Annotated in this window: 20 protein-coding genes and 2 pseudogenes; 12 read left to right on the top strand and 10 right to left on the bottom strand. The window is 65.0% G+C overall.

The features are described 5' to 3' along the window. Positions 1 to 126: 126 nt before the first annotated feature. From odhB to CUJ90_RS11020, 4 genes are all read left to right on the top strand, one after another. Complete coding sequence (gene odhB / locus CUJ90_RS11035) at positions 127 to 1,398, top strand: 2-oxoglutarate dehydrogenase complex dihydrolipoyllysine-residue succinyltransferase (protein ID WP_073429875.1); 1,272 nt, start codon at positions 127 to 129, stop codon at positions 1,396 to 1,398. A gap of 138 nt (positions 1,399 to 1,536) precedes the next feature. Beyond that, positions 1,537 to 2,967: a dihydrolipoyl dehydrogenase gene (lpdA, locus tag CUJ90_RS11030; RefSeq protein WP_114162698.1), complete on the top strand. Its 1,431-nt coding sequence runs from the start codon at positions 1,537 to 1,539 to the stop codon at positions 2,965 to 2,967. Positions 2,968 to 3,059: 92 nt separating this feature from the next. Beyond that, positions 3,060 to 4,157, top strand: a complete 1,098-nt coding sequence (zapE, locus tag CUJ90_RS11025) for a cell division protein ZapE (protein WP_073429877.1) — start codon at positions 3,060 to 3,062, stop codon at positions 4,155 to 4,157. Positions 4,158 to 4,317: 160 nt separating this feature from the next. Next, the gene (locus tag CUJ90_RS11020) at positions 4,318 to 4,773 is read left to right on the top strand and encodes a transposase (protein ID WP_073429878.1); all 456 of its coding nucleotides are present in this window, start codon (positions 4,318 to 4,320) and stop codon (positions 4,771 to 4,773) included. Between the two features lie 165 nt (positions 4,774 to 4,938). On the opposite strand, the gene CUJ90_RS11015 is transcribed toward CUJ90_RS11020, so the two are convergent. Together CUJ90_RS11015 and CUJ90_RS33815 are read right to left on the bottom strand one after the other, a co-directional pair. After that, positions 4,939 to 5,424: a DUF2147 domain-containing protein gene (locus CUJ90_RS11015; protein ID WP_114162697.1), complete on the bottom strand. Its 486-nt coding sequence runs from the start codon at positions 5,422 to 5,424 to the stop codon at positions 4,939 to 4,941. Positions 5,425 to 5,683: 259 nt separating this feature from the next. Further along, positions 5,684 to 6,324: pseudogene (locus CUJ90_RS33815) on the bottom strand (ShlB/FhaC/HecB family protein); the annotation flags it as partial. On the opposite strand from CUJ90_RS33815, the pseudogene CUJ90_RS11005 reads away from it, so the two are divergent. Together CUJ90_RS11005 and CUJ90_RS11000 are read left to right on the top strand one after the other, a co-directional pair. Continuing rightward, positions 6,306 to 6,529, top strand: a pseudogene (locus CUJ90_RS11005) (helix-turn-helix domain-containing protein); the annotation flags it as partial. The pseudogenes CUJ90_RS33815 and CUJ90_RS11005 sit on opposite strands and share 19 nt — an antisense overlap. Before the next feature lie 47 nt (positions 6,530 to 6,576). After that, positions 6,577 to 7,290, top strand: coding sequence for a DUF2968 domain-containing protein (locus CUJ90_RS11000; protein ID WP_114162696.1), 714 nt, complete (start codon positions 6,577 to 6,579; stop codon positions 7,288 to 7,290). 339 nt (positions 7,291 to 7,629) lie between these two features. Here CUJ90_RS11000 and CUJ90_RS10995 read toward each other — a convergent pair whose 3' ends face one another. Then, positions 7,630 to 7,830 carry a hypothetical protein gene (locus CUJ90_RS10995; protein ID WP_083084329.1) on the bottom strand — a complete coding sequence of 67 codons (201 nt, stop codon included), beginning with the start codon at positions 7,828 to 7,830 and terminating at the stop codon, positions 7,630 to 7,632. A 210-nt stretch (positions 7,831 to 8,040) separates the two neighbouring features. Here CUJ90_RS10995 and CUJ90_RS10990 point away from each other — a divergent pair, with 210 nt between their 5' ends. Further along, entirely contained in the window at positions 8,041 to 8,268 is a 228-nt protein-coding gene (locus CUJ90_RS10990; protein WP_073429882.1) for a hypothetical protein, read from the top strand. Between the two features lie 20 nt (positions 8,269 to 8,288). Here CUJ90_RS10990 and hfq read toward each other — a convergent pair whose 3' ends face one another. Beyond that, entirely contained in the window at positions 8,289 to 8,801 is a 513-nt protein-coding gene (gene hfq / locus CUJ90_RS10985) for an RNA chaperone Hfq (protein WP_083083909.1), read from the bottom strand. A gap of 399 nt (positions 8,802 to 9,200) precedes the next feature. On the opposite strand from hfq, the gene CUJ90_RS32825 reads away from it, so the two are divergent. From CUJ90_RS32825 to CUJ90_RS10965, 5 genes are read left to right on the top strand one after another with little or no spacing between them, the layout of a single operon-like run. Then, complete coding sequence (locus tag CUJ90_RS32825; protein ID WP_167449654.1) at positions 9,201 to 9,338, top strand: hypothetical protein; 138 nt, start codon at positions 9,201 to 9,203, stop codon at positions 9,336 to 9,338. A gap of 15 nt (positions 9,339 to 9,353) precedes the next feature. Next, the gene (locus CUJ90_RS10980; RefSeq protein ID WP_083083908.1) at positions 9,354 to 9,896 is read left to right on the top strand and encodes an RNA polymerase sigma factor; all 543 of its coding nucleotides are present in this window, start codon (positions 9,354 to 9,356) and stop codon (positions 9,894 to 9,896) included. Continuing rightward, a complete protein-coding gene (locus CUJ90_RS10975; RefSeq protein ID WP_073429885.1) occupies positions 9,896 to 10,738 on the top strand; it encodes an anti-sigma factor family protein in 843 nt (280 codons plus the stop codon). Before CUJ90_RS10980 ends, CUJ90_RS10975 begins: the two co-directional genes overlap by 1 nt. A gap of 43 nt (positions 10,739 to 10,781) precedes the next feature. After that, the gene (locus CUJ90_RS10970) at positions 10,782 to 12,359 is read left to right on the top strand and encodes an FAD-binding oxidoreductase (RefSeq protein ID WP_114162695.1); all 1,578 of its coding nucleotides are present in this window, start codon (positions 10,782 to 10,784) and stop codon (positions 12,357 to 12,359) included. A gap of 58 nt (positions 12,360 to 12,417) precedes the next feature. Next, positions 12,418 to 12,867, top strand: a complete 450-nt coding sequence (locus CUJ90_RS10965) for a hypothetical protein (protein WP_114162694.1) — start codon at positions 12,418 to 12,420, stop codon at positions 12,865 to 12,867. On the opposite strand, the gene CUJ90_RS10960 is transcribed toward CUJ90_RS10965, so the two are convergent. The 6 genes from CUJ90_RS10960 to CUJ90_RS10935 all read right to left on the bottom strand — a co-directional run bounded on the left by CUJ90_RS10960 (position 12,864) and on the right by CUJ90_RS10935 (position 22,313). Then, on the bottom strand, positions 12,864 to 13,802 hold the full coding sequence (locus CUJ90_RS10960; RefSeq protein WP_114162693.1) for a DUF1571 domain-containing protein: 939 nt from the start codon (positions 13,800 to 13,802) through the stop codon (positions 12,864 to 12,866). The two genes, CUJ90_RS10965 and CUJ90_RS10960, sit on opposite strands and share 4 nt — an antisense overlap. A gap of 105 nt (positions 13,803 to 13,907) precedes the next feature. Further along, positions 13,908 to 15,737: an AMP-binding protein gene (locus tag CUJ90_RS10955; protein ID WP_114162692.1), complete on the bottom strand. Its 1,830-nt coding sequence runs from the start codon at positions 15,735 to 15,737 to the stop codon at positions 13,908 to 13,910. A gap of 149 nt (positions 15,738 to 15,886) precedes the next feature. Then, the gene (locus CUJ90_RS10950; RefSeq protein WP_073429890.1) at positions 15,887 to 17,188 is read right to left on the bottom strand and encodes an acetyl-CoA C-acetyltransferase; all 1,302 of its coding nucleotides are present in this window, start codon (positions 17,186 to 17,188) and stop codon (positions 15,887 to 15,889) included. Between the two features lie 135 nt (positions 17,189 to 17,323). Further along, a complete protein-coding gene (locus tag CUJ90_RS10945) occupies positions 17,324 to 18,244 on the bottom strand; it encodes a MaoC/PaaZ C-terminal domain-containing protein (protein WP_114162691.1) in 921 nt (306 codons plus the stop codon). Positions 18,245 to 18,246: 2 nt separating this feature from the next. After that, positions 18,247 to 19,668: a 3-oxoacyl-ACP reductase gene (locus CUJ90_RS10940; protein ID WP_114162690.1), complete on the bottom strand. Its 1,422-nt coding sequence runs from the start codon at positions 19,666 to 19,668 to the stop codon at positions 18,247 to 18,249. 146 nt (positions 19,669 to 19,814) lie between these two features. Then, positions 19,815 to 22,313: an acyl-CoA dehydrogenase gene (locus CUJ90_RS10935; protein WP_114162689.1), complete on the bottom strand. Its 2,499-nt coding sequence runs from the start codon at positions 22,311 to 22,313 to the stop codon at positions 19,815 to 19,817. Positions 22,314 to 22,386: the final 73 nt, after the last annotated feature.

Below are 22,386 nucleotides of genomic sequence, written 5' to 3'. Positions count from 1 at the left end.
CCACGCGCTTTCCCGTGCCGCATCCAGTGACCATTGAGGGTTCATTCGCGGCAGACATGGTTCGCAGGCGGTCGTCGAGTCCATGGATCGCGCGCCGTCACCCGATACGTATTCAGGATATTCATAATGGCTATTGTTGAAGTCAAGGTTCCCCAGCTTTCCGAGTCGGTTTCGGAAGCCACGATGCTGCAGTGGAAGAAGAAGCCCGGCGAGGCTGTGGCTCAAGACGAAATTCTCATCGAAATCGAGACCGACAAGGTCGTGCTCGAAGTGCCGGCACCCTCGGCCGGCGTGCTCGCGCAAGTCATCGCGAACGACGGCGACACCGTCACCGCCGATCAGGTCATCGCCAAGATCGACACCGAAGGCACGGCCGGCGCCGCTGCTGTCGAAGCCGAAGTCAAGCCGGCGCCTGTCGCCGCACCGGCTGCCGCACCGGCGGCTCAAGCCGCATCCGCAACGGGTGCGAACACAGCTGCTTCGCCGGCTGCCGGCAAGCTGATGGCCGAGAAGGGTCTGTCGTCCGGCGACGTCGCCGGCACGGGCCGCGACGGCCGCATCACCAAGGGCGACGTGCTGACCGCGGGCGCTCCCGCCGCCAAGGCCGCGGCACCGGCACCGGCCGCCGCACCGAAGGCTGCCAAGCCGTCGCTGCCGGACGTCAAGGCGCCGGCGTCGGCTGATCAATGGCTGAAAGACCGCCCGGAACAACGCGTGCCGATGTCGCGTCTGCGCGCGCGTATCGCCGAGCGTCTGCTCGAGTCGCAGCAAACCAACGCCATCCTCACCACGTTCAACGAAGTGAACATGGCGCCGGTGATGGACCTGCGCAACAAGTACAAGGACAAGTTCGAGAAGGAACATGGCGTGAAGCTCGGCTTCATGTCGTTCTTCGTGAAGGCGGCCGTTCACGCGCTGAAGAAGTTCCCGCTGGTGAATGCGTCGATCGACGGTAACGACATCGTCTATCACGGCTATTTCGACATCGGTATCGCTGTCGGTTCGCCGCGCGGTCTGGTGGTGCCGATCCTGCGCAACGCGGATCAGTTGAGCCTCGCGGAAATCGAGAAGAAGATCGCCGAATTCGGCCAGAAGGCGAAAGACGGCAAGCTGTCGATCGACGAAATGACCGGCGGTACGTTCTCGATCTCGAACGGCGGTGTGTTCGGTTCGATGCTGTCGACCCCGATCATCAACCCGCCGCAATCCGCGATTCTCGGCGTGCACGCCACCAAGGAACGCGCCGTGGTCGAAAACGGCCAGATCGTGATCCGTCCGATGAACTATCTGGCGCTGTCATACGACCACCGGATCATCGACGGCCGCGAAGCGGTGCTGTCGCTGGTCGCCATGAAGGACGCGCTGGAAGACCCGGCGCGCCTGCTGCTCGACCTGTAAAAGCCGCTCCGGCCGGCGCCGGTTGCCATTGCGCAAACTGGCGCCCTATAAGCATCACGTCTTTCGCATTCCGCAGTACAGGAACAGGGCGCGCCACGAAACGTGGCCGCGCGCCGTTCCGTCATAAAAAGGATTGTCATGTCCAAAGAATTTGACGTCGTCGTGATCGGCGCAGGCCCCGGCGGCTATATCGCTGCAATTCGCGCCGCACAGCTCGGCAAGACGGTTGCATGTATCGAAAAATGGAAGAACCCGGCCGGCGCGCTGAAGCTCGGCGGCACGTGTCTGAACGTGGGCTGCATTCCGTCGAAGGCGCTGCTCGCCTCGTCGGAGGAATTTGAAAACGCGCAGCACCATCTCGCCGATCACGGCATCAACGTGTCGGACGTGAAGATCGACATCACGAAGATGCTGGCCCGCAAGGAAGGCATCGTCGAGAAGATGACGAAGGGTATCGAATTCCTGTTCCGCAAGAACAAGATCACGTGGCTCAAAGGTCACGGCAAGTTCACCGGCAGGACGGACGCCGGCGTGCAGATCGAAGTGAGCGGCGAAGGCGAAACCGAAGTGGTCACGGCGAAGAACGTGATCATCGCGACGGGCTCGAAGGCGCGTCATCTGCCGAACGTGCCGGTCGACAACAAGATCGTGTCGGACAACGAAGGCGCCTTGAGCTTCGACACGGCGCCGAAGAAGCTGGCCGTGATCGGCGCGGGCGTGATCGGTCTGGAACTGGGCTCGGTGTGGCGCCGTCTCGGCGCGGAAGTGACCGTGCTCGAAGCGCTGCCGGAATTCCTCGGCGCCGCCGACCAGGCGCTCGCGAAAGAAGCCGCCAAGCAGTTCAAGAAGCAGGGTCTCGACATTCACGTCGGCGTGAAGGTCGGCGAAGTGAAGACCACCGCGAACAGCGTCACGATCGCTTACACGGACAAGGACGGCAACGCGCAAACGCTCGAAGCCGACCGCCTGATCGTGTCGATCGGCCGCGTGCCGAACACCGACAACCTCGGTCTCGAAGCCATCGGCCTGAAGGCCAACGACCGCGGCTTCATCGACGTCGACGATCACTGCGCGACCGCGGTGCCGAACGTGTACGCAATCGGCGACGTGGTGCGTGGCCCGATGCTCGCGCACAAGGCCGAGGACGAAGGCGTGCTGGTCGCGGAAATCATCGACGGTCAGAAGCCGCACATCGACTACAACTGCGTTCCGTGGGTCATCTACACCGAACCGGAAATCGCATGGGTCGGCAAGACGGAGCAGCAACTGAAGGCGGAAGGCCGCGAGATCAAGACGGGTCAGTTCCCGTTCATGGCGAACGGCCGCGCGCTCGGCATCAACAAGGCGGATGGTTTCGTCAAGATGATCGCCGACGCGAAGACCGACGAACTGCTCGGCGTGCACATCATTTCGGCGAATGCGTCGGACCTGATCGCGGAAGCCGTCGTGGCGATGGAGTTCAAGGCGGCGTCGGAAGATCTCGGCCGTATTTGCCATCCGCACCCGTCGCTGTCGGAAGTCATGCGCGAGGCGGCGCTGGCCGTCGACAAGCGCGCGCTGAACATGTAATGACGCGCACGCCTGACTGATCGCAGCACTTTCGCATCACCACAAAGGCGGGCGGGTTCAATCCCTCCCGCCTTTCTTTTTGCAGCAACACAATGAACGTCACCGAATACTACGAAAAAGAACTGCAGACGCGGGGTTATCAATCGGACCCGGCGCAGCGCGCGGCGGTCGACCGTCTGCAACGGTGCTATGAAGAGTGGGTCGAATACAAATCGCGCCGCTCCAATGCGTTCAAGAAACTGATCATCCACCCGGACCGGCCGCGCGGCGTGTACATGTGGGGCGGCGTGGGGCGGGGCAAGAGCTTCCTCATGGACAGCTTCTACATGATCGTGCCGGTGCAGCGCAAAACGCGGCTGCATTTCCACGAGTTCATGCGCGAGGTGCATCGCGAACTGGAAGAACTGAAGGGTCGGGCCGATCCGCTCGACGAACTCGCGCTTCGTATCGCCAAGCGCTACCGGCTGATCTGTTTCGACGAATTCCACGTGTCCGACATTGCCGATGCGATGATCCTGTACCGTCTGCTCGACAAGCTGTTCGAGAACGGCGTGCAGTTCGTGATGACGTCCAATTACGCGCCGGACACGTTGTATCCGGATGGCCTGCACCGTGATCGCATGCTGCCGGCGATCGAACTGATCAAGGAGAAGGTCGACGTGATCAACGTCGACGCCGGCGTCGACTACCGGCAACGCACGCTGGCTCAGGTCGAGGTGTATCACACGCCGCTCGGCGCGGCCGCCGACAAGGCGTTGCGCGACGCTTTCGCGCGTCTCGCCGCCGTGCCTGACGAGAGCCCGATTCTGCACATCGAAAAACGCGAGCTGAAAGCGCTGCGCCGCGCGGACGGTGTCGTGTGGTTCGATTTCGCCACGCTATGCGGCGGGCCGCGCTCGCAGAACGATTACCTCGAACTGGCGAGCCGCTTTCACGCGGTGATTCTCTCCGGCGTGCCGCAGATGTCGGCGCGCATGGCCTCGGAGGCGCGCCGTTTCACCTGGCTGATCGACGTGTTCTACGACCACAAGGTCAAGCTGTTGATGTCCGCCGCGGTGCCGGCCGAGCAGTTGTACGTCGACGGACCGATGGCTAACGAATTTACGCGCACGGTGTCGCGCATCGTCGAAATGCAGTCGAAGGAGTATCTCGACGCGCCGCGCCGGATCGTCGATACGTCGTTGACCTGAAGCGCTGCCGGGAGCGGGCCGTGATGCTTTCGCGATAGATCACGATCCGCTACGCGAATACACGCGGTCCGGCGGCGTATTTTCAAGATTCGGACTCGTCTTATATTCCCTCACCGGACGACTGGATATCTTTTGTCGTGATTCTGACAAAGGAGAAACCATGAATCCGTACCGTGACATCAATGACGAAGAATGGCAACGCGTCGCACCGTTGTTGCCCGAGCTGCGTCCGCGTTCCGAACTGCGCGGCCGGCCGCTTGCCAATACCCGTTCCGTACTGAATGGCGTGCTGTGGGTGATGTACAGCGGCGCTACCTGGTCCGCCATGCCGCGCAAATACCCGTCCTACCAAACCTGCCATCGTCGCTTCAAGGCCTGGCACGAATCCGGCGTCCTCAAACGTGTAATGGAGCAACTGTTCGGCGCGGCAAGCGAAGAACTCTGCAATTTAATGGAAGCCCGCATGCGTACCCACGCGAGCGCGGAACAGAAGAGCGTTGAAGCACAAGAGGCTACGACCCAGATTGCGGCCCCCGCGGGGTACAGTCCGGCACCGTCCAAACCACAGCCGTCCTCGCCGTTCGCGTATGCGTCGCCCTTCAAGCACGCTGCATGACAACTACACCTAGCCGATTTCAGGCACAAAAACGGCCGAACGATAATGATCGTCGGCCGTTTTCTTTTCTATCGGGGCTGCGGCACGTAGGCGGCTCCAACGTCCAACTGGCTGCCAATCCGTCTTAACAGGCGATCAGGCGTCGGCGCCTGGATTGTCCGTGGGCTATTGCTGACGTACCCAGGTCTGCGAGCGGCCCAGCAGCGAAACGCCGATATAGCCGCGCACCACCAACTTGTTCCCGCCATCTTCCAGGTGCATCTTGCACTTGTAGACCTTGCCGTTTTCCGGATCGAGAATCTGGCCGTGGTCCCAGCCGTCGCCGTCCTTTTTCATATCGTTGATGATCGTCATGCCGAGAATCGGCTGATCCTTGCGCGCGTCCGTGCATGCGGTGCACCGGCGACCCGGCTGGTCGTTCGGGCCCAGTCCCTTGATCACCTTGCCGTTGAGCGAACCGTCGTCGTCCTGAGCGATCTGCACGAGCGCTTTGGGCTGACCGGTGTGATCGTCGATGGTTTGCCATGTGCCGACCGGGCTGTCGGTCTGCGCCATTGCCGTGACGGCGCCGGCGAGCAGTACGCCGGCGAGCGCTGCATGCCTGGCTGCGCGAAGCGCGATTGCACGGGTGCGTTGGGTGAACTGCGTCATTGTCTTCCTCCTTGATAAAAGACGGCGCGATCATGAGCGCGCGGCGTGATTGGCATCTCGGGCGGACTTGAGTCACTCGCCGCCGTGATGCCTGATATGGCGCTTGGGTTCTTGCTTCAGGGGTATTGACTTGCCACTTGCGACTCTCGACTCGCGGCTTGCACGCCCGCCGGTCGAGAGCGTTTGCGCAGAATACGTGAAAGCGCGTGCGTCGTTTGATAGTGGAACCTCTAATCAGCACGCCGCGCCGTGCGCATCGATTCAGCTGGTACGAGAAGGTCGCGTTGATGCGCGGGCTGCGCGATGCGCCTTCCAAAGACGCGTCGCCGATCGCTTTGGCCACTGCAAGATCCCAGGCTGTAGTACTTCGCGTCCGAGATCCTGAAACCGAGCGCAATCGACGCAAGCCTCGACCGCGAAGTGCTACTCGCATGCACACCGACACGCGCCGTGTCGAACGAAACATAGGGCGTGAATGTGCGCCGATACGTGAAGCTCGGCGTGAACGAACAGTTGCCTGCGAACATCGCTCCAATCGGAATCGCCTGACGCTTCGCCCGGTTGATGGCCTTGCGCAAAACGCTGCGCGCCGAACGACATCCGTTCAAAGGTCGCGAGCGAGACCGCGCTGTATTGACCGGTGAGTGCGATGGCGGTGCCGATTTTCAGCGGCCACTCGTTGGTTAGCGAAAAGCTTGCACCTGTACGCACGAAGTTGATCGACGCCGGATTGATGACCCGGCAAGTCAGGAAGGTCCGAGTCGTCGGATTTCGACGCCCTCGGAATATCGAACGCCTTCGCCACATTGAAACTCTCAGGCGCACCTAACCCGTTCGCACGCTGAGGTAGTCGGCCTGCAATTGCATCGCCCGCGCTTGCGAGCGCAAGCCAGCCGGTGCCGGCCGAAAGCGCCGCGCAAGCGTGGGTGGACCGCGGCAAATGGGACATGGCGGAGCCCAACCGCGTGCTTGCGCCGCTCGACGCAACGGCTGGCGCCGCCAGGATACAGCGCTCAATCTGGGCATCAGCCGCAAGATGTTGTGGGGAAAAATGCGCAAGTACCAAATTTTTGACGAAGAGCCCGAAACACGCGAAACTGAGTAATAATGAGACGGTTGTACTAAAACAAAAACTGTTTAAGCAGGATTTACATGGACCACAAGTCGAAACTACGACAGATTGCCTTGGCCGCACTGGTCACGATGGGGGCCGTGCAAGGCGTCGCCGCGCAGGCGATGACGGATAGCGGCGCGAGCGCTGGCGTCGTTTCCCAGCCGGGCGCCGCGCAGGGTGACCAGCCCGCTCAGTCTGGACAAGCGCAGACCACCGTGCTGACGCCGGACGAAGCGAAGCAATCCGCCGCGGGGAACGTTGCGGAATTGCAGCAGATGATCCGCGGCTCGGACGTGAGCGAATTGCGCACGACATACAACGGCAGTTACGGCGCGAGCTTGCTGTTTTACGGCAAGGAGATGACGTACTACGTGGCCTTGTTCCAGCAGAAGAATTTCTGGCGCGTCATCAAGACGCAGGACGCGACGCGCGCCGACATGATCTACAAGGATTTCGTGCGTCAGACGCTGCAACTGTCGGACGTCGAGATTCGCCGCACGCAACTCGAGGCGCAGAAGGCGTTCACGGACCGGATGATCGCATTGTCGCAAGACCGCGCGAACCGCCTGCAAGCCGACCTCGACGTGGCGCACCGGCAGCAGACCATCGTCGCGAGCCAGCAGCAGCAGACCCGCGCCGAAGCAACGGCGCTCGCGCAGCAAAAGGCCGCCGCGCAGGAGCAACTGCGCGCCGCGCAACGCCAGGTGCGCGATCTGCAGCGTCAATTGGAAAGCGGCTTGCCCTCGCACTGAGCGCGATGGTTTGAAGGCTGCCAGAGGGTAAGGCGGCGGCATCGATCGCCGCCGCTCGAGTCACCGCGGGGCACCTCGCGCGGGCTGTTTCTAGCCGCGCTCGAATCGCGGGTCCATAAGCGGCTACCGCCGCTGTTTTCCGCGGCACACATCCCACAACGAATCGGCGCGGCAGGTTTGCCGGATGAACGATAGCGCGTGAGCGTGAGCCGCTGGTTTTCCGCTGCGGCCCGGAATAATTCCCCTCAAATTACGGCGGATCATCTTCCGGGTTCGTGCTCGTCTCGCCAGCGCACACACGCCGTGCGCGAGAGGCGGCGACTCGCCGACTCGCCGACTCTAATGCCGCTTCTTGCCCGCCGACGACACCTCTTTCACCGACACGTGATGCGGATCCGTCATATCGACGGCGATCGGATCGCTGGCGGGAAAGCTTTCCTCGAGTGCTTCGTCAAGCCGGCTCTCGGCGGACTGAACCGGCTCGGCGGACGGCCGCGCTTTCATGGGATTGCGGGGTACGGGCTGTTTCTGCCTGGTCATGACATGCTCCGTTGGACGCGAGTCAATGATTTCAGCATAACGCAAAGCGAGTCGCGGCGAGTTAAAAGCATGCTGCATTGACTCGTGCTCCGAGTGTCGCAGGAAAGCAGAGCGGGAACACCTACACATCCGCCGCATGCCGTGAACCCGGGGTTGTCCAGTCGGGAAGGGAGCAGGAAAGGACCAGCGAACGACAAGGCAGCGAACAGCATGAATCGAAAAGACCCCGCACGCACGCGGCGCTTTAACGCGTCACACGTCGTGGAAGCTGAGTTGGAACACCTGGAGTGGGCAACGAGACAACCGGCGCTGCGCATGCTGAGCGCCGGTTACTGGCGGCGCCGCGTGCTGGCGGTTAAAAGCGGATTTGAGTTGACGGAACGACAGGTGATGCGTCTGGAGAAGATCTTGCAGCGGCTCGGTCATCCGGCGGACTAGCGGGCCGCCGCGGCGGCCGTTTATTCGTTGGCGCCGTTACCGCCGTTCCCACCATTGCCGCCGTTACCACCATGATTGCCGCCGCCGTGATTACCGTCGCCGCCGGTGCCGAACAGACGCCGACGGCGCGTGACGACCACGGGGCCGTCGGACGTGCTGTTGCCGCGCTCGGACGACGAACGCTCCGAAGACGGCGCGCCATACGACTCGCGCGGTTCACGCGGTTCGCGCGGCTCACGATGATCGCGTGGTTCGCGCGATCCATGCGGACCACGCGTGGTGTGCTCGCCGTGCGAAGGCCGCCCCGCGCGCGGTGCCGGACGCGTGCCGGTGTCGAGCTGGATCGTCGAGATCGCGCGCTTGTAGATGCCTTGCAGGCCGACAGGCGTGCGCAGCATCACCAGATACTGATCGAACGACTCGATGCACCCGGTCAGGCGAATGCCGTTGACCAGATAGATCTCGACGCGCTTTCGTTCTTTGCGCGCAGCGTTCATGAAGTCGTTTTGCGGATGCGATTCTGCGGAAGCCATGGACAATTCAGGTTAGAAAGACGGTTGTTCGCCGCGATTCTACCCTGTATGAGGGTGGAACGCGTCGGCGGGCGAACTGCGACCACTATAACGGCTTGTGCGCAGGGAAGCACCTGATAACTATTGACTGTAACGTTGAGTTACGAATCTGCCGACGAATCGCGCTTTCTTCCGCCATGCGCGGGCCGCCGGAATAGGTGTGGCGGAAAAAGATAGCCGGCGTGACGTTCGCGCGGAATAAATCACCACGTGCCAGCGTTAAGTCAGGCATGGCGGCGTTACATCGCACATAACGCATAACGCATTTCGCATCCCGCACGCAATCGGACGGATTGCAGCCGGCGGCCCACACTCCATTCACGCGCCCGCCTCGAGCCGGGCGCTCATCAGGAGACTCATATGAACGCATCCCGCATTTTTTCCATCCTCTTCGTGATGATGGCGCTCGCACTCGGCACGCTCGCGACGAGCGCGTGCACGACGGCGGACAACAGCGCGTCGAGCACCAGCGGCGGCAGCAGTAGCGGCGGCTACTGAGCGTTTGCGCGCCGGGTGAGCTTCGAAGCGGAAGTGGTTGCGTGGCTCCCGCAGTTGCGCCGCTATGCGCGCGCACTGACGGGCGACCGCGCGTGGGCCGACGACCTCGTGCAGGACACGGCGGAGCGCGCGCTCGCGCGCTGGTCGGCGTTCCGGCCCGACAGCAATCTGCGCGCCTGGCTTCTGACGATCCTGCGGCATCTGTATATCGATCAATTGCGCGGCCGCCGCGAGATCGCCGTCGACGACGAAAGCGCGCCGTGGCGCAATCTCGAAGCGCCGCATGGCGAAGTCGACGGTCTGGTGCTGCGCGATCTGCAGCGCGCGCTGTATTGCCTGCCGGTCGAGCAGCGCGAAGTGCTGTTGCTGGTGTGCGTGGAGGAACTGTCTTATCAGGAAGCGTCGAAGGCGCTCGGCGTGCCGATCGGCACGGTGATGTCGCGGCTCTCGCGCGCGCGTGAGCACATGCGCGTGTTGCTGACGGTGGGGCCGGCCGACGGGGCGGCCGCGGGAACGGCGCGTAAGAGCGCGCCGTTAAAAGTAGTGAGAAATCCGTGATGAATAACGACGACCACGATTCCAGCTTGCCCGGCGGGCTCGATCTGCGAGCGCTGTCGGCGTTTATCGACGGCGAATTGCCGGACGCGGAGCGTGCCGCGGTCGAGGCGCAACTGCGGGAGCACCCGCAGGCCGCCGCGCGCGTGGCCGCGTGGCGCGCGCAGAAAGCCGCGTTGCGGGCGCTGTGCGGCGCGCCGCGGCACAGCGAAGCCGACGCGCGCCATGAGCGCAACGAGGCCGACGAGCCGGCCTTCATCGTGGTGCGCCGGCCTGCGCCGTGGTGGCAGCGCGCCGGCATCGCGGCATGCTGGCTCGCGGCCGGCGCGGGGCTCGCGCTTGCCTTGGGGCCGCTCGCGCCGCGCCTGACGGGCGGCGCGTGGAGCGGCTTGGGCGGCCAGCCGCCGAGCTTCGCCGAGCGCGCCGATATCGCCTATGCGGTGTACACGCCGGAGCGGCGTCATCCGGTGGAAGTGGCCGCGAGCGAGGAAGAGCATCTGATCAGCTGGCTGTCCAAACGCCTGAACCGGCCGCTCTCGGTGCCGTCGTTGCAGGAGTACGGCTATTCGCTGGTGGGCGGGCGTCTGTTGCCCGGCGAAGCGGGGCCGGCCGCGCAATTCATGTACGAGAATCAGAGCGGCGCGCGGCTCACGCTGTACGTGACCGGCAGCGCGCGCGACGAAACCGCGTTCCGCCTGTTGCGCGACGGCAACCGGCGCACCTTCTACTGGGTCAGCGACGGCATGGGCTACGCGTTGTCCGGGCCGATCGCGGAAGGCAAGCTGCGCTCGATCGCCGTCGAGGTATGCAGCGCGCTCGGCGGCAAGCCGGAGGCGTGGCAGTGAGGCGCACGCCAATGCATCGTCGACATCTCACGAGGGACACACCTTGACCCGCAGCCTGCCGCCGAACGTCTCCGCCGCCCAGTTCGACCGCGTGCTCGCCGGCTGGCGCGCGATCGTCGGCGAAGCGCAGGTGGTGAGCTCCGCGGCCGGACTTGCCGCGTATCTCGATCCGTTCGCGCCTGGCGAGCCCGCCGCGTTTTCGGCGAGCGCCGCGGTGTTGCCCGCCTCCGTCGACGAGATTCGCGCGGTGCTACGGATCGCCAACGAATTCCGCATTCCGTTGTGGACGGTCTCGACCGGACGCAACTTCGCCTATGGCGGCGCCGCGCCACGGCTGCCGGGTTCGGTGGTGCTCGATCTGCAGCGGATGAACCGCATCATCGAGGTGAACGAGACGCTGGCCTACGCGCTGGTGGAGCCGGGCGTCAGCTACTTCGAGCTGCACGCGCATCTGCGCGAGAAGGGCTACCGGCTGTGGGTCGATCCGCCGGCGGCGGGTTGGGGCAGCGTGGTCGGCAATACGCTCGAGCGCGGCTTCGGCTACACCGCTTACGGCGATCACGCGGCGACGCAATGCGGCATGGAAGTGGTGCTCGCCAACGGCGACGTGTTGCGCACCGGCATGGGCGGGATCGACATCGGCACGGCATGGCAGTTGTATCAGCCGGGCTATGGGCCGTCGTTCGACGCGATGTTCATGCAGTCGAACTACGGCATCGTCACCAAGCTGGGCGTCTGGCTGATGCCCGCGCCGCCCGCGTATCTGCTCGGCGAGATCCAGTTTCGCCACGAAGCGGATCTCGAAGCGATCGTGGACATCCTGCGGCCCTTGCGGCTCGATGACACGATCCGCAATCACGCGGTGATCGAGGGCGGCGTGCGGCGTGCCGCCGGATTGTCGGCGCGCGCGCACTGGTACGAGGGCAAGGGCGCGATGCCCGAGGGCGCGGTGACGGCGATGCTGGAGAAGCTGAACGTCGGCCGCTGGAACCTGCATTTCGCGCTGTACGGCACGCCCGAACTGATCGACGCGCGCTATGCGATCGTGCAGCGCGCGTTCGCTCGCGTGCCGCAGGCAAGGTTCTTCGCCGCGCGTTACGCGGGCGACGCCGAGCCCACCGCAGGCGGCGATCGCAACCTCGCCGGCATTCCGGCGATGAGCGCGTTTCGCATGCTCGACTGGCGCGGCGGCGCGGGCGCGCATGTGGACTTCGCGCCGATCTGTCCGGCGACCGGCCGCGACGCGCTGCGCCAATACACGATGGTCAAGGCGCGCGCCGCGGAATACGGCTTCGATTACTACGGCGGCTTCACGGCGGGCGTGCGTCATCTGCATCATATTTTCGCGGCGATCTTCGACCGCGACGACGCCAACCAGGTCGAGCAGGCCGGCTTGCTGCTGCGCTCGCTGATGAGCGACGCGCGCGCGGCCGGCTACGGCGAATATCGCGCGCATCTCGCGTACATGGATCTGGCCGCGGCGCAGTACAGTTTCAACGACGGCGCGTTGCTGCGGCTCTCGGAAACGATCAAGGACGCGCTCGACCCGAACGGCATTCTCGCGCCCGGCAAGCAGGGCATCTGGCCGGCGGCGTGGCGCGACCGGCGCGGTTATACGTGAGGCGCGTCCGCGCGTGGCACAACGCACGCGCGGCCTGAAACGGCAAGCGGATCGAACAATGGACCGACGCACGTTCGTATTGACAGGCGCATGGCTGTCCACCACGGCGGGCGGCGCATGGCCGTGGCTCGCGCAGGCGGCCGCGCGCGGCAACACGCTGGCGGTGGTCGATTCGACGCTGGCGTGCGGCCCCGCGTTCGCCGGGTACGTCGCGCGCATGAAGCTGCCCGCGTTCGACACCGGCGACGACATCGGCGCGCTCTGGTACACGACGCTGGCGCCGCTTCTCAGCCGCACGCTCGCGCCGGCGCCCGCATCGCTGATCGGCCTCACGCGCGCGTCGGATTACTTCGTGCTCAAGGAACTCGCCGTGCGCGCGGGCCAGATGGTGGCGCACAGCCATGAACAGAGCGCGGGGCGTGATGTGGACCACCGGGTAGACCATCGGGCAGGCGACGCGCAAGCACCCCACATCGCATTCGTGCTGGCCCCGCGCGCGATCCGCTAGAACTTGTACGCCTTGTTCTTCGGATCGAAGGTCGAGTCGTCGAAAGTCTTCGGCGTGATGGTTTCGAAAACGATTCGTTCGAAGATCTTGCCGTCGTTGTCGTAAGACTCGACGCTGCGGAAATACGGATGCCGCAGATCGAGCCCGAGCGTCTCTTTCTTCGCGTAGAAGCGCGGCTGGCCGATCGGCGTTTCGAACGTGAAGGCCACCACGCGCACGCCTTCGATCGTTTTGACTTCCACCTGAACCGAGCGCGGCAAGCCGGCCTCGATGTATTTCTTGCCCTCGGCAAGGTACTGCCTGGCGATGTACTCGGTGCCGAGATCGCGCACGTGATGATTCGATTGCGAACGGGCGAGGGCGCCGTTCAGCGAGGTCCACAGCGGCATGACGTTCAGCATGCCGCCGAGGTGCCCATACATTTCGTCGGCGCGTTTGGACTCGTCGTAGATGATCTCCTGGCCCGCGTGCGTGCCGTCGGGCAGCCACTTCGCGTAGATTCGCAGCGGGTCGCGCGCGAGGCGCACGAGCATGTGATCGGGCTTATCGGGCCATTGACCGCGAATGCGTTCCGAGCGCGACATCGTGAACTCGTAGGACGCATAGCCGTTCGGCCCCGCCTTGATGTAGCGCGGCAACGCGAGCGGATCGAGCGACTGGAACAGCGCGACCAGTTGCGCGTCGTCAAGCGCTGCGAGCGCGCCGCTTTGTTGCGCGGCGCGCAGCCATTTGACCTGCTGATCCAGCGTGAGCTTGCCGACCTGCGAAGCCGGCGTGGCCGGCGCCTTGACGGCGCTCGCGGTTTCCAGCGGGGGCGGCGTGTCGTCGTTTTGCGCGAGGGCCGGCGGCATGGCCAACACCGCGAGGCAGGCCCCCAGCGCGCCGAGCAAACATTGCCGCGACAAGCCGGCAAGCAACGGCCGCCATGAACGCATGTTGCTCAATCGGCGCAAGCTCACGGACATACTGTGCTTCACGAGTCTCTCTCCACGAATAGAGCGCCAATGTGCATGAAGCTCGTGCAAGCAGCGCCTTACCTGTCAGGCAGGTTTTTGCTTCGCGAGTTCCTCGTCTCGCAGCGCGCGGCGCAGAATCTTGCCGACGTTGGTTTGCGGCAACTCATCGCGGAACTCCACCTGCTTCGGTATCTTGTAGCCCGTCAGATTCTTGCGGCAATGGGCGATCACCTGTTCCTCGGTCAACGACGGGTTGCGTTTGACGATGAACACCTTCACCCGCTCGCCTTGCGCCGCGTCGGGCACGCCGATCGCCGCGACTTCGCGCACGTCGGGATGCGCCGCGATCACGTCTTCGATTTCGTTCGGATAGACGTTGAAGCCCGACACCAGGATCATGTCTTTCTTCCGGTCGATCAGACGAATGTAGCCGCGCGAATCCATCACGCCGATGTCGCCGGTGGCGAGCCAGCCGTCGCTGTCGATCGTCCTCGCGGTTTCTTCCGGGCGGTTCCAGTAGCCTTTCATCACCTGCGGACCCTTCACGCACAATTCGCCCGCTTCGCCGATGTTCGCCCACGTGCCGTCGTCCTTCCTGAAGCGCACCTGGGTGGAGGGCGCGGGCAAGCCGATCGAACCTTCGAAGTCGCGCAGATGGATGAGGTCGACGGGATTCATCGAGACGATCGGCGAGCATTCGGTGAGCCCGTAGCCTTCGATGATCGGTTTGCCGGTCACCGCCTTGAAGCGCTCGGCCACCGACTTTTGCGTCGCCATGCCGCCCGCCATCGCGAGCTTCAGGTTGGAGAAATCGCGCTGGCGAAACTCCTCGTTTTCGAGGAACGCGTTGTAGAGCGTGTTCACCGCCGTCATGCCGGTGAACTTCTCGTGACGGATGATCATCATCACGCGCTTCATGTCGCGCGGATTGGCGATCAGGATGTTGCGCCCGCCGAGTCCCATGAAAATCAGCGCGTTCACGGTGAGCGAATAGATGTGATAGAGCGGCAGCGGCGTGAGCACCGTTTCCGCGTCGCCGCTCAATTGCCCCTCGGCCCACGCCTTCGCCTGCAGCAGATTGGCGACGATGTTCCTGTGCGTGAGCATCGCGCCCTTGGCGACGCCGGTCGTGCCGCCGGTGTATTGCAGGAAGGCGATGTCGTCATGCGTGGGGCGCACGGGCGTCAAGGGCCGCGAGTAGCCGATCGCGAGCGCTTCGAGCAGCGGCACCGCTTTCGGCAGGTTATACGCGGGCACCATCTTTTTCACGTGACGCAGCATGAAATTGAGCAGACGTCCCTTCAGATTCAGCCCGTCGGCGAGCAGATCGCCGAGACCCGTCACGATGACGTTCCGCACCTTCGTGCCCGGCAGCGCCTCCTCGACCACCTTCGCGAAGTTCTCGAACACGACGATGGTTTGCGCGCCGCTGTCCTTCAGTTGATGCGCGAGCTCGCGCACCGTGTAGAGCGGATTCACGTTCACCACCACCGCGCCGGCCTTCAACACGCCGAACAGCGACACCGGATACTGGAACGTATTCGGCAGCATGATCGCGACGCGCTCGCCCGGCTTCACGCCGATACTTTGCAGATACGCGGCGAACGCGGTCGCCTTGCGGCCGAGTTCGCCGTAGGTCAGGCTCGCGCCCACGCTCACATACGCCACGCGCTCGCGGAACTTCGCGATGCATTCGTCGAAGAACTGCACGAGCGATTCGTATTGCGTGACGTCGATTTCGTGCGGCACGTCGGCGGGGTAGGACGCGTACCAGATGCCGTCGGTGTTGGGCGCCTGGGCGGGCGCGTTGGCCGACGCCGGATTCGGCGCCTGAGCGGGAACCTCGCTCGCCGCGTTGGCCGATGACGCGGACTCGGTCGGCGTCGAGGGCGGGGCTGGGTTGGGCTGGGTCATCGGTCGTCTCCTGAAGCGGTGGCTTCGTCTATTCGTGTGCTGGTCTCGCGGCCAGTCATTGAAGCAATCAAGGCAAATCTGGCGATAGCGTTCGAAGCGAAAACATGCGGTGAAACAAGTGCTAAAACAACGTTGAAACGGAGCGACGCTCAGCGTTCGAGAATCGCCACCACACCCTGGCCGCCCGCCGCGCAGATCGAGATCAGCCCGCGCGCGGCGCCGGCCGGCTTGTCGAGTTGCGCGAGCATTTTCGCGAGGCCGGCGACGATGCGCCCGCCCGTCGCGGCAAACGGATGACCCGTGGCGAGCGAACCGCCGTTCACGTTCAGTTTCGTCCGGTCGATCGCGCCGAGCGGACCCGGCAAACCGAGCTGCGTGCGGCAATATTCATCATCCTGCCACGCCGCGAGCGTGCACAACACCTGCGCCGCGAACGCTTCGTGGATTTCGTACAGATCGAAGTCCTGCAAGCCGAGCCCGGCGCGCGCCAGCATGCGCGGCACCGCGTAGGCGGGCGCCATCAGCAGCCCTTCCTGCTTGTCGAAATAGTCGACCGCGGCGGTCTCCGACCAGCTCAGATAGGCGAGCACCGGCAAGCCGTGTTGCGCGGCCCATTCATCGCTCGCGAGCAGCACGGCCGAGGCGCCGTCGGTGAGCGGCGTGGAATTGCCCGCGGTGAGCGTGCCGGCGTCGCGGTCGAATGCCGGCTTCAGGCCGCTGAGTTTTTCGAGCGTCAGGTCAGGGCGCAGGTTGTTGTCGCGCGCGAGGCCCCGGTACGGCGTCATCAGATCGTTGACGAAGCCGCGCGCATACGCGTCGCCGAGCTTGCGGTGGCTCTCGTAAGCGAGCACGTCCTGGGCTTCGCGCGAGATGTTCCAGCGTTTGGCCATCAGTTCGCAATGCTCGCCCATCGAAAGCCGGGTGCGCGGCTCGCCGTTGCGCGGCAGCAGCGGCTTGAAAAACATGCCGGGACGCAGCTTCGCCAGCGCGCCGATGCGCTGCCCGGCGCTCTTGCCGCGATTCGCTTCGAGCAGGATCTGGCGCATCCGTTCGTTGACGGCGATCGGCGCATCGGAGGTCGTGTCGACACCGCCCGCGATGCCCGCGTCGATCTGCCCGAGCGCGATCTTGTTGGCGACCAGAATCGCCGCTTCGAGTCCCGTGCCGCAGGCTTGCTGCACGTCGTAGGCGGGCGTTTCCTTCGCGAGCGTGGTGGACAGCACGGACTCGCGCGTCAGATTGAAGTCGCGCGAATGCTTGATGACCGCGCCCGCCGCGACTTCGCCCAGACGTTCGCCATGCAGGTCGTAGCGGTCGACCAGGCCTTGCAGCGTGAAGGTCAGCATGTCCTGATTCGACGCGCTCGCGTAAGCGGTGTTCGAGCGGGCGAACGGAATCCGGTTGGCCCCCACGATGGCGACGCGGCGCACGGCTGGCAGCGGGTTGGACATGCTCGGCTCCTTTGGGTCGTGCCCGGGTGATTCAATGATGCGAACTGCGATCGGTTCAAGGCGTCCTGATTCAACAACGATTCGCGGCGGCGCGAATTCCATGCATGGATGAAATCCCGCGCACGCCTGCGTGCCTCATTGCAGCCGCCACTGCATGCGGCCGCGCAAATGCGGTTTGTCTCCGGCGATATCCCGCACCTCGATGTCGCGTTCGATCAGCGAGGGCGACGCGCTCCACAGCGACGCTTCGCCCGGCAGCAGCATCGGCACCTTGAATTCGGCGCTCAGCGTGGCCTCGGCGAGCGGCTTCGGCGGTTGCAGCGCGGAGGCCGCGCGCGCGAGCGTCCACATGCCGTGCGCGATCGCGCGCGGAAAGCCGAACGCCTTCGCGGATAGCGCGGTGAGGTGAATCGGGTTGTAGTCGCCGGACACGCCCGCATAGTCGCGGCCGAGTTGCGGCGCGAGTTGCCAGCGCGCGATGCGTTCCAGCGCGGCGGGGCCGAGTTCGAGCGGATCGAGCGGATTGCCGGTCGGCGGCACGCCGCGTTTCAGATAGACGCTGTCGCCGTCCCACACCGCTTCGCCGCGGCGATACATGCGCGTATGCAGCACGAACGCCTGGCCCTTGTCGTGCCGCAGCAGCGCGCCGAATTCCACCTCGACGCGCAAGACGTCCTTGTACGCGAGCGGCCGGCGCAGCCGCACATGATTGGCCAGATGCACGAGGCCGAGCGCGGGCCAGGGAAACGCCGGGTCGGTCAGCATCAGCAGATGCAACGGAAACGCAAGCAGATGCGGATAGGTGAGCGGCACGCCGTGCTCGGGGATGAAGCCGCACACGCGCGCATAACGCCAGATCGGCCCGGGATCGAGCGCGACGGCGGGGCGCACGAGGCGCAGCGCCGGCAGTTGCGTGGCGCGAGCGCGCTTGACGATGCCGCTCAACGCGCGCGCATAGAGCTTGGCCGGCGCGGGCAAGGGCTCGACGACCACGGTTTTCGGGCGCGCCGCGCTCACGGTAAGACCGCCCCCGAACGGATCACCCGGCTCACGCATGGTCACGCTCCAATCAGGCTTTGTCCGCACACGCGCACGACCTGGCCGGTGATGCCCGCCGAGCCCGGATGCGCGAGCCATGCGATGGTTTGCGCGACGTCGACCGGCTGGCCGCCCTGGCTCATCGCGTTCATGCGGCGGCCGGCCTCGCGCAGCGTGAACGGCATCCTGGCGGTCATCTGCGTTTCGATGAAGCCCGGCGCGACCGCATTGATCGTGATGCCGCGCGCGCGAAGATGCGGCGCCATGCCTTGGACGCGGCCGATCACGCCGGCCTTCGAGGTCGCGTAATTGGTTTGCCCGAGATTGCCCGCGATGCCGCTGATCGACGACACGCCGATGATGCGCCCGCCGTCTCGCACGATGCCGGCGGCGAGCAGCGCGTCGTCGATCCGTTCCTGCGCGCACAGGTTGATGTCGATCACGCTTTGCCACACCGAGGCGGTCATCTTCGCGATGGTTTTGTCGCGGGTGATGCCGGCGTTGTGCACGACGATATCCACACCCTGTTCGTCGAGCGCCGCCGCGATTTGCGCGGGCGCTTCGGGCGCTGCGATGTCGAAGGCGAGGGCCGTGCCGTTCAACTGACGCATGGTCAGATCGAGCGCGTCGCGCGCGGCGGGAATGTCGATGCCGATCACATGCGCGCCCTCGGCGGCCAGCACGCTCGCAATCGACGCGCCGATGCCGCGCGCGGCGCCCGTCACGAGCGCGCGCCGGCCCGCGAGCGGCGCTTTCCAGTCGAACGCGGGTGCGGCGGCTTGCGGGCCCGTGCCAGCAGCGCTGCCGATGCGCACGACCTGGCCCGACACATACGCGGAACGCGGCGACAGAAAGAATCGCAGCGAGGTTTCAACGCCGCTTTCCGCGCCGTGCTCGACATAGACGAGATTCGCGGTGATGCCGCGCCGCGCTTCCTTGCCGAGCGAACGCGTGAAACCTTCGAGCGCGCGCTGCGCGGTCCATTGGCGCGGGCTCGCGCAGCTTTCCGGCGGACGCCCCAACACGACGATGCGCCCGCACTTGCCGAGCGAGCGCAAGGTGTCGTGGAAGAATCCGTGCAGCGGTTCGAGCTGGCTGCTGTCGTTGATGCCGCTTGCATCGAACAGCAGTGCGGCGAGCCTGCCGGGCGAGCCGGAATCCGCCGGTTCGAAACGGCCCGTCATCAAGCCGTGGTGAGTCGCGAGCGGCACCCACAGCCCGGCGCTTTCATGCGCGACGCTCGTCACGCCGATGCTCGCCACCAGATTCGCGAGCGCATCGAGCAACTGCGGTTCACGTCCCGCGCCGATCGCCGCCACGCCGCCGAACTCGGGCTCGTCCGCGCGATGGCGGCGCAGCACCTCGGGCTTCGGCAAGCCGAGCGAGCGCGCGAGGCGCGCGCCGAGCGGCGAGTTGACGAAGTTCAGATAAGAGTCGTTCATATCGGTCGTTGCTCCGCTGACAGCGCGCCGCGGGAAGTGCCCCTTGCGGGCGTCGGACGTGTGTCAGTGTGCACTGAGTTGGACGCATCCGGGGTGCCTCGCCGGGATGTTTTTTGCAGGCGCTCGTCAAGACGCTCGCAACCTTGTCAGGCTGCGGCTTCCAACGCCTTGTCGAGCGCCTCCTTGCGTTGTTGCAGACCGGCGAGCATGTCGAAGTCGGCCGCGAAATCATCGACCTTCACGACTTCCGCGCCGTAGCGCGCATAGTCGTCGAGCACGCGGCGCTCGTCGGCGTCGAGCAAGCCTTTCTGCTCGGCGGACGCGGTCCACCCGGGCAGTTGCGCGAAGCTCTGCGGCATCGGTTCGAGCAGCCCTTGCTTGACCGCTTCACGCAGCTTCTGCTCGATCCGCATGAAGCGCGGGTTCAACTGGAACGCCAGCTCGCCGTAGCCGAGCGCATCCACATCGGGACGCGGTACATACGAATCGGCCACGAGACGTTCGCGCGCCGCGCCGGGCGTCTGCATCAATTCGGCGATGTCGCTGCCGAGCCGGTCGGACGGCTCGCGGTACGGCAGGCCGAATGGAAACGCCAGCGCGCGCACGAGGCAGGCGGCGAAGCGGTTCGGGTAGTTCGCGAGCACGCCGTCGAGCGCGTGCTGCGCTTTGTACAGCGAATCCTCGACGCCCCAGCGCACCAGCGGCATATCTTCTTCCTGACGGCCTTCGTCCTCGAAACGCTTGAGCGTCGCCGAGATCAGGTAGAGCTGCGAGAGCACGTCGCCGAGGCGCGCGGAAATACGTTCGCGCCGTTTCAGATCGGCGCCGAGCACGAACATGGAGACGTCGGCGAGCAACGCGAACACGGTCGAGAGGCGGGTCGCCGCGCGGTAATACGGCAGCAGCGGACCGTGCGCCGCGCGCGGCCTCGCGATGAACGCGCCGCCCGTCACACCGTGGACGAAACCGCGCACCACGTTGGAGAGCGTGAAGCCCGCGTGGCCGAAGAACGCCGCGTCGAAATCGCGCAGCGCGCGGGCGCGATCGGTTTCGCGCGTCGCGGCCATTTCCTTCAGCACATACGGATGGCAGCGAATCGCCCCCTGGCCGAAGATGATCAGGCAGCGCGTCAGAATGTTCGCGCCTTCGACGGTGATCGAGATCGGCACCTGCTGATAGGCGCGCGCGAGAAAGTTCGACGGCCCCATGCAAACGCCCTTGCCGGCGACCACATCCATGCCGTCGTTGATGACCGTGCGCGCGCGTTCGGTGATGTGATACTTGGCGATCGCCGAAATCACCGAGGGCTTCTCGCCGAGGTCCACCGCCTGCGCGGACAGGCGGCGCGCGGCATCCATCACGTACAGATTGCCGCCCATGCGGCCGAGCGCTTCCTGCACGCCCTCGAACTTGCCGACGGCGGTGCGGAACTGGCGGCGCATCGCGGCGTAGGCGCCGGTGCCGCGCACGGCGATCTTCGCCATGCCCACGTTCGACGACGGCAGCGAAATCGCCCGGCCCGCCGCGAGACATTCCATCAGCATGCGCCAGCCGTTGCCGACCTGCGCGCGTCCGCCGATCACCCAGTCGATGGGAATGAAGACGTCCTTGCCCGAGTTCGGGCCGTTCTGGAACACCGCGTTCAGCGGCCAGTGACGGCGGCCGATATTGACGCCGGGGTGGCGGGTCGGAATCAGCGCGCAGGTGATGCCGGGTTCGTCATCGGCGCCGAGCAGATGGTCGGGATCGAGCGCGCGAAATGCGAGGCCGAGCACGGTCGCGATCGGGCCGAGCGTGATATAGCGCTTGTCCCACGTCACGCGAAAACCTAGCGTTTCGCGGCCTTCGAAGGCGCCCTTGCAGACGATGCCCACGTCGGGAATCGCCGCGGCGTCCGAGCCCGCGTAGGGGCTCGTCAACGCGAAGCAGGGGATGTCCTCGCCGCGCGCGAGGCGCGGCAGGTAGTGGTTCTTTTGTGCTTCGGTGCCGTAGTGCATCAGCAGTTCGGCGGGGCCGAGCGAGTTCGGCACCATCACCGAGACGGCGGCGGCCGAGCAGCGCGTGGCGAGCTTCATGATGACCTGCGAATGCGCGTAGGCGGAGAACTGCTTGCCGCCGTACTGCCTCGGAATGATCATGCCGAGAAAGCCGCGCTCCTTGATGTATTGCCAGCTTTGCGGCGAGAGGTCCTGCCACACCATCGTGGTTTCCCAGTCGTTTGCGAGGTCGCACAAATGCTCGCATTCGACGTCGAGAAACGCTTGCTCCTCGGCGGTAAGCGTGGCCGGGCCGTAGCCGAGCAGCGTGTCCCAATGCGGGCGCCCCGAGAACAGTTCGGCGTCCCACCAGACGGTGCCGGCTTCGATCGCGTCGCGCTCGGTCGGCGACATCTGCGGCAGGATCTTGCGGAAGAGCTCGAGCAGCGGCTTCGCGAGCCACGCGCGGCGCAGCGGTTTGATGGTCAGCAGGAGGGCGGGGAGGACGAACAGAACGGCAAGCAAGACCGTCGCGGCCGGACCCGCGGCTCCGCTGACCTGCGCGGCCGCTACCCAGACGAGCATGCAGGCGAGCCACCATGACGCGCGCGCCTGAACGTAGACGAGCGCGAGCGCCGCAATGACGAGCACCAGGATGAACCACGGCATGACGTTTCCTCCCTTTTCGCTGGATCTTTTCGCTGCGTGCGAACGCATCGACGGGCGCGGATGCGTTCGCCGT

Source organism: Paraburkholderia terricola (assembly GCF_003330825.1).
Classification (GTDB): domain Bacteria; phylum Pseudomonadota; class Gammaproteobacteria; order Burkholderiales; family Burkholderiaceae; genus Paraburkholderia; species Paraburkholderia terricola.
The sequence above is the reverse complement of the archived record's forward strand: the minus strand, read 5'-3'. Positions and strand labels throughout refer to the sequence as shown.

Coding starts and splice junctions, on each gene's coding strand:
- odhB (WP_073429875.1), top strand. CDS start 127: ATGGCTATTGTTGAAGTCAAGGTTCCCCAGCTTTCCGAGTCGGTTTCG.
- lpdA (WP_114162698.1), top strand. CDS start 1,537: ATGTCCAAAGAATTTGACGTCGTCGTGATCGGCGCAGGCCCCGGCGGC.
- zapE (WP_073429877.1), top strand. CDS start 3,060: ATGAACGTCACCGAATACTACGAAAAAGAACTGCAGACGCGGGGTTAT.
- CUJ90_RS11020 (WP_073429878.1), top strand. CDS start 4,318: ATGAATCCGTACCGTGACATCAATGACGAAGAATGGCAACGCGTCGCA.
- CUJ90_RS11015 (WP_114162697.1), bottom strand. CDS start 5,424: ATGACGCAGTTCACCCAACGCACCCGTGCAATCGCGCTTCGCGCAGCC.
- CUJ90_RS11000 (WP_114162696.1), top strand. CDS start 6,577: ATGGACCACAAGTCGAAACTACGACAGATTGCCTTGGCCGCACTGGTC.
- CUJ90_RS10995 (WP_083084329.1), bottom strand. CDS start 7,830: ATGACCAGGCAGAAACAGCCCGTACCCCGCAATCCCATGAAAGCGCGG.
- CUJ90_RS10990 (WP_073429882.1), top strand. CDS start 8,041: ATGAATCGAAAAGACCCCGCACGCACGCGGCGCTTTAACGCGTCACAC.
- hfq (WP_083083909.1), bottom strand. CDS start 8,801: ATGGCTTCCGCAGAATCGCATCCGCAAAACGACTTCATGAACGCTGCG.
- CUJ90_RS32825 (WP_167449654.1), top strand. CDS start 9,201: ATGAACGCATCCCGCATTTTTTCCATCCTCTTCGTGATGATGGCGCTC.
- CUJ90_RS10975 (WP_073429885.1), top strand. CDS start 9,896: ATGAATAACGACGACCACGATTCCAGCTTGCCCGGCGGGCTCGATCTG.
- CUJ90_RS10965 (WP_114162694.1), top strand. CDS start 12,418: ATGGACCGACGCACGTTCGTATTGACAGGCGCATGGCTGTCCACCACG.
- CUJ90_RS10960 (WP_114162693.1), bottom strand. CDS start 13,802: ATGCGTTCATGGCGGCCGTTGCTTGCCGGCTTGTCGCGGCAATGTTTG.
- CUJ90_RS10955 (WP_114162692.1), bottom strand. CDS start 15,737: ATGACCCAGCCCAACCCAGCCCCGCCCTCGACGCCGACCGAGTCCGCG.
- CUJ90_RS10950 (WP_073429890.1), bottom strand. CDS start 17,188: ATGTCCAACCCGCTGCCAGCCGTGCGCCGCGTCGCCATCGTGGGGGCC.
- CUJ90_RS10945 (WP_114162691.1), bottom strand. CDS start 18,244: ATGCGTGAGCCGGGTGATCCGTTCGGGGGCGGTCTTACCGTGAGCGCG.
- CUJ90_RS10940 (WP_114162690.1), bottom strand. CDS start 19,668: ATGAACGACTCTTATCTGAACTTCGTCAACTCGCCGCTCGGCGCGCGC.
- CUJ90_RS10935 (WP_114162689.1), bottom strand. CDS start 22,313: ATGCCGTGGTTCATCCTGGTGCTCGTCATTGCGGCGCTCGCGCTCGTC.